Origin of the sequence: Lawsonibacter sp. LCP25S3_E2 (assembly GCF_052117285.1) — a bacterium.
Lineage (GTDB): Bacteria > Bacillota > Clostridia > Oscillospirales > Oscillospiraceae > Lawsonibacter.
Map to the genome: position 1 here is coordinate 36,121 of NZ_JBQKJL010000007.1, position 12,883 is coordinate 49,003.

Below are 12,883 nucleotides of genomic sequence, written 5' to 3' on the forward strand. Positions count from 1 at the left end.
GTATGAAAGTAGTAATCGTTGGAGGCGTGGCGGGCGGAGCCACCGCCGCTGCCCGCATTCGCCGCTTGGATGAACAGGCGGAAATTGTGATCTTTGAGCGCTCCGGCTTTGTGTCCTACGCCAACTGCGGTTTGCCCTATTATATCGGCGGTGTCATTACTGACCAGCGGGAGCTGACCCTCCAGACGCCGGAGAGCTTTTTTGCCCGGTTCCGGATCGATGTGCGGGTGCGCCATGAGGTGACGGCTCTCCACCCAGAGAGAAAGACCGTCTCGGTCACAAATCTGGAGACAGGGGAGCAGTTTGAAGAGCACTATGATAAGCTTTTGTTGTCCCCTGGGGCCAGACCTACTCAGCCACGACTGGCGGGGGCAGAGCATGAGCGGATCTTCACCCTGCGCACGGTGGAAGATACCCTGCGCATTCGACGGTTTGTGGAGCAGCAGCGGCCAAAATCTGCGGTGCTGGCCGGCGGCGGTTTTATCGGATTGGAGATGGCAGAGAATCTGCGGGAGCTGGGGCTGGAGGTCACTATAGTCCAGCGTGCCGACCAGGTACTGCCGCCGCTGGACTACGATATGGCTGCCCAGCTGCATACACTTCTGCGCAGCCACGGGGTACACCTGAAGCTGGGCAGCGCTGTGGCGGGTTTTGAGCACAGTGGTGAACAGGTCACTACCCTGCTGGAAGGGGAGCAGCCCCTGTATTCTGATATGGTGCTGCTGGCCATCGGCGTGACCCCAGACACCAGACTTGCCCAGGCGGCCGGGCTGACGCTGGGACAGAAGGGGGCCATCCGGGTAAACGAACGGATGGAGACCTCCCTGCCGGATATCTACGCTGTGGGGGATGCGGTGGAGGTAGAGCATTTTGTGACCAAGGACCGGGCGGTGGTCGCGCTGGCCGGCCCAGCCAACCGTCAGGGGCGCATTGCCGCGGATAATATCTGCGGTGGAGACAGCCGCTATTCCGGTGCACAGGGCTCGTCCGTCATCAAGCTGTTTGAACTGACCGCAGCGTCTACTGGACTTAATGAGAGAAGTGCCCAGGCTGCCGGCATTGATTATGACAAGGTGGTGTTATCCCCGGAAAACCACGCCTCTTACTACCCTGGGTCAGAGACCATGACCCTGAAGGTGCTGTGGGAAAAGGGCACACTGCGCCTGCTGGGAGCCCAGATCGTGGGCCGGACCGGGGTAGATAAGCGCATCGATGTGCTGGCCACTGCCATTCGCGGCGGCATGAAAGCCACCGAGCTGGCAGAACTGGATCTGGCCTATGCGCCGCCTTATTCCTCTGCCAAAGACCCAGTCAATATGGCCGGGTTTATGATCGAAAACATTGTCCAGGGGAGAGTGAAGCAGATTCATTGGCAGCAGATCGATTCCCTTCCCAGGGACGGAAGTGTTACCCTGTTGGATACCCGGACCGCGTGGGAGTACCAAAGGGGCCATGTGGAAGGATTCATCAATCTTCCGGTGGACGAGCTGCGGGAGCGGCTGGGAGAGCTGGATCCTGCCAAACCGGTGTATGTCATGTGTCAGACGGGCTTGCGCAGCTATGTGGCCAGCCGGCTTCTGACTCAACACGGATTTGATTGCTATAACTTCTCTGGGGGCTACCGCTTTTATGAGATGGTGACCCGAGAGCGTCTGGCCTGTGCCTCCAGCTATCCCTGCGGAATGGAACGATAAAAGAGAAGCGGCGAAACGATGCCATCGTTTCGCCGCTTTTTTTAATTTAGTGTCCGCAGTGGTGCTCCCCGCACCCGTGCTCCCCACAGTGGTGGTCGCTGCCATGGTGCTCCTCGTGGTGGCTGCACATAACGTCGGGGTTAAATTCCAGCTTCCCGGACAGAAGAGCCTCTACTGCCTGGTCTGCCTGTCCGGACACTCCACCATAGAGCTTGATTCCAGACGCTTCCAGAGCGGTTCGGGCGCCGCCGCCGATCCCGCCGCAGATGAGCGCATCCACACCCAAAGCGCTTAGGACACCGGCCAGAGCTCCGTGACCGCTGCCGTTGGTATCCACCACCTGGGAGGAGAGGATCTTTCCCTCCTGTACATCGTAGAGCTTGAACTGCTCGGTGTGGCCGAAGTGCTGAAAAATACTTCCATTTTCATAGGTAACTGCGATTCTCATAGTATGATCTCCTTTTGTTGTTATGCTCTGAAATGCTTCTCGGAAACAGCCGCCGCATTGGCCCGTACCGGGGGCACCATCGCACAGCAGAACGTCACCGCCAGCAATGCGCAGGGGCCTGCCTTCCACCAGCATGTCTGCCAGTTTTTTGCGGGCCTGTGCGTAAATCTGCTGTACGGTGGTGCGGGCCACTGCCATGCGAAGGCCGCACTCTTCCTGGGAGAGTCCCTCCCGGTCGATAAGGCGAAGGGCCTCGTACTCGTCCACGGTCAGGATGATTTCCTGTCCCGGCATCTCCTCACCGGTGGGAACGAAGCCCTGGGACAGAGGAGCGTGACAGACCCGGCGGCACTTACGAGGTCTGGCCATGAACATACCTCCTTTGATCGGTTACCATTAGCATAGCATTTTTATGGCATATGTCAAGAATTATTTTCGACATATGCTATAAATAAAAGCCCCCTCTGAGGATGTTTCTCAGAGGGGGAATGTTATTCCGATGAACGCCCGTAGTGGTGGCCGCCTCCCTGACTATAGTGATGGCCGCTGCCCGGACTGTTTCCCTGCTCCAGAGGCCCGGAACCCTGCTGGCTAGTTTCGATGTTCTCCTCCTGAATGCCGCTGTCGGAGGCGGAAAGGTCGGCGATGAGCTGACGAATTTCCCGCATGGTCATGGTTTGGACCTGCTGGGGCGTGATCTCCGGATCCAGGGCAAGAAGTTCCAGGTAGGCCTGGTATTTTCCATAGGACAATCCGGCGTGGTGGGCGTCTTCCAGCTCTGCTCCGTCTGCGGCATAGCAGTGAGCTTGGCCGTGGCCGGCAGTACAGGCCTGTACCCCAGCTAAAAGGGCCTCTTGGCGCTGTGTGTTATCGTCTACTACGGCGATGGACAAAAGTTCCTGCCTGGCCAGGCAATCTGCCACGGTGTCGCTGCTGAGAATCTCCTCCAGTGCGTCCTGGTAGTTGAGAAATTGCACCGACAGGGAGTCGGCCAGGGTTTGGCCATCCTCATTGTAGCCCTCTACGGAGATGACCCGGTCAAAGCGGTTGAGTTCCAGTTCCAGAGAGGGGTTAATATCGATGCTGATAACCGAGACAGGAGTGAACCAGGCACGCCACAGTCCCAGGCAGACCACCAGCAGCAGGCAAGCGGCCAGAGAGAGCAGGGGACGGTAATAGGGGACGGCGGCACGGGTGCGCTGGTAACCGTTGGTCTGTTTATAGAGATAGGAGAGGGTGTCTTCCTTCAAAGCCTGTTCCGCCCGGATCTGGCCGAAGGCCTCTTTCAGCGCGTCATTCACCTGTGTCACCTCCCAGTGTTTCCTTTAAAATCTGTCTTGCCCGGTTGAGCAGGGTATAGATGGTGTTGACATTCTTCCCTAAAATGTGTCCGATCTCCGGGGCGGTATATCCTTCGTAATAGTGGAGATAGACCACATCTTTATATTTGGCAGGCAGAGAGAGAACGGCCTCCAGCACCTCGCGGTGCCGGTCCTTCAGGGGGGCGGGCTGCTCCAGAATCTGATCCAGGGGGACGGTGTTTTTGCGGAAAAAGCTTTTCAGCAGGTCTTTACAGGCGTTAATGGTCACCCGGATGAACCAGGCTTTTTCGTGTTCCGGGCTTTCAAACGATGCGCTGCTGAGGACATATTTCAAAAACACCGTTTGAAATATGTCCTCGGTATCGGCATAGTTTTTCAGGTGGATCATACAGAGCCTGCGTACCATGTCAGAATATTGGTCAATGGCTCTGCGTGCCTCTTCCTCGCTGCGCATCTTACAAAACTCCGTCCCTTATCCGTGTCTTCCTCCGTGGTGGCCGCGGCCTGTGCCGTCCATAGGGCGGCCACCGGCCAGGTTGTCACACAGTCCGTCTCCATCTGCATCGACGAATCCGGCCCCCTGGCCACGGCCTGTGCCCATATAGTCACATACCCCGTCACCGTCTGTGTCAGTGCAGCGGCAGTTGGTGCCCATATAGTCACACACTCCGTCGCCGTCTGTGTCGGTGTAGCGGCAGTTGGTGCCCATGTAGTCGCACACTCCGTCGCCGTCCGTGTCGGTGTAGCGGCAATATGTGCCGTTGCCGCTGCAGATTCCGGTGCCGGCTCCCTGGCCATAGCCCCGGCCGGCGGCAAAGACGCTGGTGGTGGCAGCGGTGAGCACTAGGGCTAACGTAAGGGCTCCAAGCAATGCTTTTTTCATGGTTCATTCCTCCGTTCATGTGTTTGGTAAGATTGCTCTTCACCATGAATACGACTGGGGGAGGGAAAACCATTCACCCGGAAAAAATTTTTTGAAAAATGTTCACCTCCATTGTATCACATTTTATCCATAAGGGAAGGCAAAGCTTTGACAGAAGCGGGAGGGGAGCAGGGTTTCCCTTCTGGACCTGGAGGCATAGCATGGGGAGAAGGAGGGGAACACCCATGAAGAAAAGAAAGGCTCGCCGGCGGTTATGGAGGCGAATCCCACTGGCTGACAAACTGCTGCTGGCTTTTATGGCTGTGCTGTTGGTGCAGTCTGGCCATAACCTCTTTGCCAACGAGCTGGGGCGAGGAGATTCTACCGAGCTGGATGTGGTGGTCCGTACCACAGCCGCCGCCGTGTTTGGTTACTTCATCAGTACCGGAGTCCAGAGACAGGGGGAAAACTCCGCCTCCCCAGCACGCACCAAAATCGGCTTTACCATTGGGGAAGAGCCGCAGCCATCTGCCCGCATGGAGGCGGCGGAAGCTTCCACCGGGACAGAAGAGGTCCCGCTGCCACCTTATGAAGGGGAAACAGAACGGGAAAGAGACAGGCTGAACCAACAGATGTGGATCGTAGGGCTCATCGGGCTGACCGCGCTGGGATTTCTGATCATGGCCAGAAACTGCGGCCAGAGTTCGCCCGAGGCTTTGGCAGCCCTGTCCCAGCTGCGGGATTTTGTTTCCGGCAGCGTGGGATTTCTCATTGCCCACGGGGGAGGGGCATCCAAACTGTAAAAAAGCCCCGTCCGCATACGGACGGGGCCCAGTTGTGGCAAGTGGGTAAGGGAGGGTCAGAGATATCCCCGCACATCCACCGCCAGCCGCTCCTCCAGGTGGATCAGGCGTTTGGCGATGTCTTTGGAGGTCTCGTCGGCTGCCTTATATTCGTTCAGGTACTGGTTCAGGGATTTCACTCCCATGTTGCACCCGTCGGTCATCAGCTCGGCAACCGTCTGGTCGGAGGAGTCCATCCCCAGCTTGACGTTGGTCTTCATCCAGGACATGCCTTTGGCAATGGGGTTGGGATTTTTGCCTTCGTCATGGTACTGGTGAAGCAGTCCCTGAATTTCGCCCTTTAGGATCTCGTGTTCCTTTTTGCACTGGGTCAGGCAGCGTTTCAGTTCGGCGCTGTGTACATACCCCAGTGTGTCGTCAATGGAGGCTACCCCCATTTTTACCCCTGCATCGCATTCCCGCAGCAGTTTTACAGTATCCGCTTCGATCATATGCTCCACTCCTTTGCAAGCTGTGAATAGTATGTCACAGTTTTTGGCCTGTATACCGGGAATTTTGTTGAGGCAGGAGGCCGCCTCTTGACAATCCAGGTTCCATCATAGATAATAAAGTCCGAAGTTTTGGCTAAGGAGCTGTTTGCCCATGGTGAAAATCAATGATAATTATTTAAAACTGCCCGGCAGCTATCTGTTTTCTGAGGTAGCCCGGCGCATTGCCGCCTATACCGCTGCCCATCCCCAGGCGAAGATCACCAAGCTGTCCATCGGTGATGTGACCCGCCCCCTGGTTCCCGCTGTTATCGAGGCTATGCACAAGGCTGTGGACGAGATGGGGACCGCCGAGGGCTTCCATGGCTACGGCCCTGAGCAGGGGTATCCCTTCCTCCGGGAGGCCATTGCCCAGTATGACTACGCCGCCCGTGGAGTGGATATCCAGGCCGACGAGATCTTCGTTTCCGACGGCGCGAAGAGTGACTGTGGCAACATCGGTGACATCTTCGGGGTGGACAATGTGGTGGCTGTGTGCGACCCTGTGTACCCGGTCTATGTGGACACCAACGCCATGGCCGGCCGGGCCGGTGAGTACCAGGAGGAGCTGGGCAAGTGGAATCAGCTCATCTATATGCCCTGTGTGGAGGCCAACGGTTTTTCTCCTGAGCCTCCGAAGGAGAAGGCAGACATCATCTACCTCTGCTTCCCCAACAATCCTACCGGCGCTGTGGCCAACCGGGAACAGCTGAAGGTGTGGGTGGACTATGCCAATCAGAATGGCTCTGTCATCCTCTACGATTCTGCCTATGAGGCTTTCATCACCCGGAAGGATATCCCCCACAGCATTTTTGAGATCGAGGGAGCCCGGACCTGTGCCATTGAGTTCCGTTCCTTCTCCAAGACGGCCGGCTTCACCGGCAACCGCTGCGCCTACACCGTGGTGCCCAAGGAGCTGGAGCGGGGAGGCGTCAAGCTGAACACCATGTGGAACCGCCGCCAGACGACCAAGTTTAACGGTGTACCTTATGTGGTTCAGCGGGGTGCCGCTGCCATCTATACCCCCGAGGGCCGCAAGCAGATCATGGAGAACATTGCCTACTACCAGAATAACGCCAAGATTATCCGGGAGGGACTGAGCGCTGCGGGACTTGAGTGCTTTGGCGGAGTGGATGCCCCCTACATCTGGCTGAAAACGCCTGATGGCATGGGCTCCTGGGATTTCTTCGACCTGGTACTGGATAAGGCCAATGTGGCCACTACACCTGGTGCTGGCTTCGGCCCCAGCGGTGAGGGTTACATCCGTCTGACCGCCTTTGGTGAGACAGAGGCGACCCGCCAGGCGGTGGAGCGCATCAAGACCATGCTGTAAAATAGATTGCTGTCTCAGCGGGTGCCGTACTTGCGGCGCCCGCTTTCTTTTGATATAATAAAACACCTATATCAAGCCCGCTGTGTCCCGGTTGGCTTGACGGAGGAAGAGGTGTCCTATGTTTATCAAGAACCCGGAATACTTTATTACGATTGTCAAGGAACGGAGTATCTCCCACGCGGCGGAACGGCTGTATTTGTCCCAGCCTTATTTAAGCCAATATCTGGCCAAGCTGGAGAACAGCCTGGGGGTGGTGCTGCTGGACCGCTCCCATACACCTTTGAAGCTTACCGAGGCAGGGGAGCTCTTCTATGCCTATTTGGAGCGGCAGGACTATTTGGACCGGCAGCTGGTCAGCGATTTACGGGATCTGCGCAACAAGAAGCGGCCGGTGCTCCATCTGGGCGTGTCCCCCTGGCGCGGGTCGGTGCTGCTGCCCGAGGTGCTTCCCATATTTGAAGAGCACTATCCCGATGTGCAGGTCATTTTACACGAAGCTCCAGTCCCTGAACTGGAGGAGCTTGCTGTGGGCGGCGTGGTGGACTTTTGTCTTATGCAGATCCCCGACAATCTCACCGAGCTGAGTTATGAGACTGTTATGCGGGAGCATGTTTTTCTGGTGGGACACCGGGACCACCCTCTGTTGGAGGGGCTGGAGAGCAGCTATGAGGCACCAAAACCCTTCCCAGACCTTCGCTTGTTGGAGCGGGAGCGGCTCATCATGCTGCCTTCGGACTGGCGGCTGAGCAAGCTTCTGCATAATGTGTTTGCAGTGCACAGTGTAGAGCCTCAAAATATTTTGGTGACCACTAACAATACCACTGCCATCAACCTGGCAACCGAGAAAATGGGCTTTGCCTTTTTACAGGAGAGCGGCCTTTCCCGCACTCCTTATCTGGACCGTCTGGCCTGCTTCACGGTAGGGGAGCCCGCCCTTACCTGTTCTCTGGCGGTGGTTTATAAGAAAAATGGCTTTATTTCCCCTGCTGCCCGCACCTTTATAGATGTGACCCGAGACCATTACCGCCGGTTTGACCGGACGGTGGAATAAGGAGGGCCGCCGCGAATGATTCGCGGCGGCCCTTCAATGTTCCGTAAAGTGAGCAGGCAGGCGGCTGGCCAGCAGCCATAGAGCACCACCTGCCTGATAGGCGGCAAAGTCCCAGAGGTCAAAAACGGCATCTGCCTTGAACAAGGGGGCACATACCTCCCAAACAAGACCGCAGAACAAGAGAAAAGGGACCACCTGTTTCCAGGAGCGGACCTGTCCCAGCCGTCCCAGGCTCAGAAGAAGATCCAGCCAAGCCACAATGGCCGCTCCGGCAAAGATGTCATTGGCATAACAGGTCAAAAACCATCCCATGTGTCCCCCCAGAGCGGGGGAGAAGAGAGAACGGTTGAGCAGATAGAAGGCCAGGGCGGCCAGACACACCAGGGTGTCAAATATCCTGCGGTTCATTTACAACAGTGCCAGCAGGAAGATGGCCGCTATGACTCCTACGATTACGGCCAGAACCATTCCCCCGAAAGACATAGGCTCATTCTTTTTTTGCAGTTGGGCCATCGGGATAGGTTCTTTGCCGTTGAGTTCATCGAGATGAGCCGAATCGCCGTCGCGGTAGAAGCGAAACGCATCCTTGTCTGACCAGGATAGCTTGTCGATGATGCGTTCCACCAAGTCTTTGGAAAGTCCGCGCGCTAAGGGCAAATAGGAATTTTCCTCCAACAGCTGTATCACTTGTTCGCGGCCTTGTATTTGCGCAATGAGAGTGCTGTCGGGAAGCAGATGAAAGTTCATCAGAGAGACAATCTCCTCCGCTATCTGAACCGGGATATGCCCTTCGCGGGCCACTACCAGGGTGTAGGTGCAGGGCTTTTCCTGCAGAGAGTGCCCGCAGTTGGGACAGAAGTTGTCCAAGCCGGTGACGACGGTCTTGCAGTTTGGGCAACGGACGGGAGCGGATTCTTGGGCGTTTTCCAATCCCAACAAAAGCCAGTCAGAGGAAATGCCAAACAGGCGGCACAGTTCCGCCACGTAGGCCACGTCAGGGTTTGTCTGTCCGCTTTCCCATTTGCTGATAGCCTGCCTGGACACGCCGAGCTTTTCCCCCAGCTGTTCCTGAGACAGACCGGCCTGTTTGCGTGCCTGAGCGATGCGTTCTCCCAGTGTCATTGCTCTCGCCTCCGCGTTCATTCTTAGGTCCAGAATACCAAAATATGACACCTTTGACAAGGAAAGAAAGCTGGAAATTTGTCAACTTCTGGTTGACAAACCCCCATTTTCCTGATTTTGGAGCAAAATAGACGGTTTGACTTGACACTCTCTGAAAGGGATGATAGTATACTATATTGTAGCGCAAAGAACGGAAAAGTAGCATCTTACCCGGCAAACAGAGAGGGCCCTTCACCGGCTGAAAGGGGGCCTGGGCTGGCAGATGTGAAGTGCGTCCGGGAGCGCGGCGGGTAATGCCGTCCGGTTTGACCCCGATACCGGTCTTATGAGTAAGAAATGAGAGTGGAACCGCGAGTCATCGCCTCTTATGCCCTAACGGGTATGAGAGGCGTTTTCGTTTTCCCTATAGAATCGTAAAGGAGGTGCTGGATATGTTGCGTAGCAGCCGGACTGTATGGGAGGCCTGTCGATGTCGGAGCGCGGGCAGAGCACAGAACATACCATATAATGCGTCTGATTTGACATGGTCCAGAGCCTCGCTGCTCTGGGGAAAAGGAGGATATTATGTTTCGTTCCCTCATGGAGACGCTGGAGGCTTACCAAAAGCGTGACCCTGCCGCCCGCTCCAAGCTGGAAGTTTTTCTGCTGTATCAAGGGGTCCACGCCACCTTGTATCACCGGCTGGCCCACTGGTTATACTGCCATCACTGCCGCTTTTTGGCACGCTTTGTTTCCCAGTGGAGCCGGTTCTGGACAGGAATTGAGATTCACCCTGGGGCCAAGATCGGCCGCCGTTTTGTCATTGACCACGGTATGGGCATCGTCATCGGGGAGACTGCTGAGGTGGGCGATGACTGCCTGATGTACCACGGAGTCACCCTGGGGGGAACCGGCAAGGACCATGGAAAGCGCCATCCCACCATCGGCAACAACGTGCTCATCGGCTGCGGCGCTAAGATCCTGGGTCCCTTCAAGGTGGGGGACAACTCCCGCATTGCCGCAAACTCGGTGGTCCTCACTGAGGTTCCGGAGAATGCCACCGCCGTGGGGATTCCCGCGCAGATCGTACGCATCGCCGGAAAGACGACCCATTTTGCCGACGAAGTGGACCAGACCAGCGTGGAAAATCCCACACTGGAGCGCATCGAAGCTCTGTCCCAGCGCCTGGAATTTTTGGAGAGAATGCTGGATCAAAGGTATCTGGAGGAACGTGCCAAGATAGAAGCGTAAAACAGGTTTCTTTTTACCATTTACAATCTTTTAAATTAATAGTAGGAGGTTTTCGCTATGCTGCTATATAATTCTGCCACCCACAAGAAAGAACAATTTGAGACCCATACCCCCGGACATGTGGAGATGTACACCTGCGGCCCCACGGTCTATCACTTTGCCCATATCGGCAACCTGCGCTCCTATATCATGGAGGATGTGCTGGAGAAGTTCCTGCGCTATGACGGTTATGAGGTAAACCGGGTGATGAATATCACCGACGTAGGCCACCTGGCTTCTGACGCGGATACGGGGGAGGACAAGATGCTCAAGGGCGCCAAGCGGGAGCACAAGAGCGTCATGGAGATCGCCCAGTACTACACCGACGCCTTTTTTGAGGACTGCCGGAAGCTGAACATCAAGCGCCCGGATACCATCCAGCCCGCCACCGGCTGCATTGAGGACTACATCAAGATCATCTCCGGCCTCATTGACAAGGGCTATGCCTACCTGGCCGGAGGAAACGTGTACTTTGATTCCTCCAAGCTGGACCGGTACTACGTCTTCAACGACCACGACGAGGAGGACCTGGCTGTAGGCGTCCGGGAAGGCGTGGAGGAGGATACCAACAAGCGCAACAAGAACGACTTTGTTCTCTGGTTCACCAAGAGTAAGTTTGAGGATCAGGCCCTCAAGTGGGACTCCCCCTGGGGGGTGGGCTATCCCGGCTGGCACATTGAGTGCTCCGGCATCTCCCTGAAATATAACGGGGAATACCTGGACCTCCACTGCGGCGGCATCGACAATGCCTTCCCCCACCATACCAATGAGATTGCCCAGTCGGAAAGCTATCTGGGCCACCCCTGGTGCAAGCAGTGGTTCCATGTTCACCACCTGAATACCAACTCCGGTAAAATGTCCAAGTCCAAGGGTGAGTTTTTGACCGTCTCCCTGTTGGAGGAAAAGGGTTATGATCCCCTTGCATACCGGTTCTTCTGCCTCCAGTCCCACTACCGCAAGGGTCTGGTGTTCTCCTGGGAGAACCTGGACAACGCTGCCGGGGCCTATCAGAAGCTGATCGCCAAAATTGCCGCCCTGGACCCCAAGGACGGGGATGTGGACGAGGCAGTGCTGGCAGAGTACAAGGACAAGTTCCGCCAGCAGGTGGGCAACGACCTGAACACCTCCATGGCTGTCACCGCTGTCTATGACGCACTGAAGGCAAAAACCAATGGGGCCACCAAGCTGGCCATTTTGGACAGCTTTGATCAGGTCCTTTCCCTGTCTCTGTTGGAAAAGGCCGCCAAGGCACGGGAAGAGCAGGCGAAGGCCAAGTCCGCCCAGTCCGCTGGGGGCTACACCATCACCGGTGAGGGGGATGCAGCCATCGACGCCCTGGTGCTCCAGCGGTACGAGGCCAAAAAGGCCAAGAACTTTGCGGAAGCGGACCGTATCCGGGACGAACTTAGGCAGCAGGGCATCGAAATCACCGACATGCCCGGCGGCGCTGCCTGGAAGCGTGTGTAAAACAAAATAGAGTAAAAAATTCCCGGCCGTCAGGCCAATGTCATTAAATGAGCGGAGGAAAGAACCTCCGCTCATTTAATCGTTTTAAGTACAAATGCAAATCTTTAAATAACTAATTGTATAATAAATCGAATTTTATTTACAAATGGTATTGACTAACATTTCAGAAGGTAGTATAGTAACAGTGGTAGTTGGCCTTGTTGCCCAGTGGCTACCCGTATAAACATATAAACAGTTACTAGATTTTGGATTTATTTTTCATTTTATAAAAGCGTAAGGTAGCCGTCATATTGATGAGTGACTAGCACCGCGCATGATAACAGAGCCACCCGCCGAAAGGTGGTCTGTTTTTCATGCGCGGTGTTTTTTACATTTTTCGGTGGTGTCCGCGTTGTGTGTCAGGCAAACGCAAGTAAGACGGAACATCAAATTTTGGATGCCTGCACCTTAAAAGGAGAAAAAATAATGAGTTATTATCGACATTTATCAGTTCTTATTCAGATTATGGTTATAATTAACGACCTCGACCCCTTTACTCGTACAGTCTGGGTGAACATTGAAGCTGACAATATGAGCACAGATAGCACAGAGGTATCTTATTGCATTGCGCAGGCTGTGTCGAGTGTACTTTTTGAAGCACCTCTTTTCGTCATAGGTGGCAGGGACACCGATGACATAGTTCACTCCATGAGTATGGAGATCAGAGCCGAAACTTCCACCCACACAGGAATAATGACCCGCAAAGTATTTCCAACAGGCACAAAAATCGGAACTGACCCGGAACTTACGAATATTTACACCTACTCTCTTGATGTCGAGCGATACATTGACCGTCTCATGGATGACATGCGTGGAGAGCTTGCTGGTATGCTGAAAGCTATTGCCGCCGCGCATTTCGAGGACACCGACGGAGGGGAGGGCGAAAGCTATGCTGTCACCCGCCGAAGCATTACGCCGAAGCCTTAACCGCGCGGCCCAGCAGGGA

General features: G+C 55.5%; 14 protein-coding genes. 7 read left to right on the plus strand and 7 right to left on the minus strand.

Annotated features, from left to right (window positions below; translation table 11 throughout):
• Positions 1-2: 2 nt before the first annotated feature.
• The gene (locus ACTQ3R_RS07895) at positions 3-1,694 is read left to right on the plus strand and encodes a CoA-disulfide reductase (RefSeq protein WP_441778588.1); all 1,692 of its coding nucleotides are present in this window, start codon (positions 3-5) and stop codon (positions 1,692-1,694) included.
• A 46-nt stretch (positions 1,695-1,740) separates the two neighbouring features.
• On the opposite strand, the gene ACTQ3R_RS07900 is transcribed toward ACTQ3R_RS07895, so the two are convergent.
• The 4 genes from ACTQ3R_RS07900 to ACTQ3R_RS07915 all read right to left on the minus strand — a co-directional run bounded on the left by ACTQ3R_RS07900 (position 1,741) and on the right by ACTQ3R_RS07915 (position 4,347).
• Complete coding sequence (locus ACTQ3R_RS07900; RefSeq protein WP_441778589.1) at positions 1,741-2,511, minus strand: DUF134 domain-containing protein; 771 nt, start codon at positions 2,509-2,511, stop codon at positions 1,741-1,743.
• A gap of 122 nt (positions 2,512-2,633) precedes the next feature.
• Positions 2,634-3,443: an anti-sigma-I factor RsgI family protein gene (locus ACTQ3R_RS07905; protein ID WP_441778590.1), complete on the minus strand. Its 810-nt coding sequence runs from the start codon at positions 3,441-3,443 to the stop codon at positions 2,634-2,636.
• Positions 3,436-3,918 (minus strand): RNA polymerase sigma factor, encoded by a 483-nt coding sequence (locus ACTQ3R_RS07910; RefSeq protein ID WP_441778591.1) that lies wholly within the window; start codon positions 3,916-3,918, stop codon positions 3,436-3,438. The genes ACTQ3R_RS07905 and ACTQ3R_RS07910 overlap by 8 nt, the downstream gene beginning before the upstream one ends.
• Before the next feature lie 18 nt (positions 3,919-3,936).
• Positions 3,937-4,347 carry a hypothetical protein gene (locus tag ACTQ3R_RS07915; RefSeq protein ID WP_441778592.1) on the minus strand — a complete coding sequence of 137 codons (411 nt, stop codon included), beginning with the start codon at positions 4,345-4,347 and terminating at the stop codon, positions 3,937-3,939.
• Between the two features lie 224 nt (positions 4,348-4,571).
• Here ACTQ3R_RS07915 and ACTQ3R_RS07920 point away from each other — a divergent pair, with 224 nt between their 5' ends.
• Complete coding sequence (locus ACTQ3R_RS07920) at positions 4,572-5,129, plus strand: hypothetical protein (RefSeq protein WP_441778593.1); 558 nt, start codon at positions 4,572-4,574, stop codon at positions 5,127-5,129.
• Between the two features lie 56 nt (positions 5,130-5,185).
• Here the strand turns inward: ACTQ3R_RS07920 and ACTQ3R_RS07925 are convergent, their stop codons facing one another.
• The gene (locus tag ACTQ3R_RS07925) at positions 5,186-5,620 is read right to left on the minus strand and encodes a hypothetical protein (RefSeq protein ID WP_441778594.1); all 435 of its coding nucleotides are present in this window, start codon (positions 5,618-5,620) and stop codon (positions 5,186-5,188) included.
• A gap of 151 nt (positions 5,621-5,771) precedes the next feature.
• Between ACTQ3R_RS07925 and ACTQ3R_RS07930 the strand changes: the two genes are divergently transcribed.
• Together ACTQ3R_RS07930 and ACTQ3R_RS07935 are read left to right on the plus strand one after the other, a co-directional pair.
• The gene (locus ACTQ3R_RS07930; protein ID WP_441778595.1) at positions 5,772-6,989 is read left to right on the plus strand and encodes an LL-diaminopimelate aminotransferase; all 1,218 of its coding nucleotides are present in this window, start codon (positions 5,772-5,774) and stop codon (positions 6,987-6,989) included.
• 118 nt (positions 6,990-7,107) lie between these two features.
• Positions 7,108-8,040: a LysR family transcriptional regulator gene (locus ACTQ3R_RS07935; RefSeq protein ID WP_441778596.1), complete on the plus strand. Its 933-nt coding sequence runs from the start codon at positions 7,108-7,110 to the stop codon at positions 8,038-8,040.
• Positions 8,041-8,073: 33 nt separating this feature from the next.
• Here ACTQ3R_RS07935 and ACTQ3R_RS07940 read toward each other — a convergent pair whose 3' ends face one another.
• Both ACTQ3R_RS07940 and ACTQ3R_RS07945 read right to left on the minus strand, forming a co-directional pair.
• Positions 8,074-8,448: a hypothetical protein gene (locus tag ACTQ3R_RS07940; RefSeq protein WP_441778597.1), complete on the minus strand. Its 375-nt coding sequence runs from the start codon at positions 8,446-8,448 to the stop codon at positions 8,074-8,076.
• Complete coding sequence (locus tag ACTQ3R_RS07945) at positions 8,449-9,162, minus strand: helix-turn-helix domain-containing protein (RefSeq protein WP_441778598.1); 714 nt, start codon at positions 9,160-9,162, stop codon at positions 8,449-8,451.
• A gap of 564 nt (positions 9,163-9,726) precedes the next feature.
• Between ACTQ3R_RS07945 and epsC the strand changes: the two genes are divergently transcribed.
• The 3 genes from epsC to ACTQ3R_RS07960 all read left to right on the plus strand — a co-directional run bounded on the left by epsC (position 9,727) and on the right by ACTQ3R_RS07960 (position 12,864).
• Positions 9,727-10,392 (plus strand): serine O-acetyltransferase EpsC, encoded by a 666-nt coding sequence (gene epsC / locus ACTQ3R_RS07950; protein ID WP_441778599.1) that lies wholly within the window; start codon positions 9,727-9,729, stop codon positions 10,390-10,392.
• 57 nt (positions 10,393-10,449) lie between these two features.
• Positions 10,450-11,898 (plus strand): cysteine--tRNA ligase, encoded by a 1,449-nt coding sequence (cysS, locus tag ACTQ3R_RS07955; RefSeq protein WP_441778600.1) that lies wholly within the window; start codon positions 10,450-10,452, stop codon positions 11,896-11,898.
• A 465-nt stretch (positions 11,899-12,363) separates the two neighbouring features.
• Entirely contained in the window at positions 12,364-12,864 is a 501-nt protein-coding gene (locus ACTQ3R_RS07960; protein ID WP_441778601.1) for a hypothetical protein, read from the plus strand.
• The last annotated feature ends 19 nt before the right edge of the window (positions 12,865-12,883 follow it).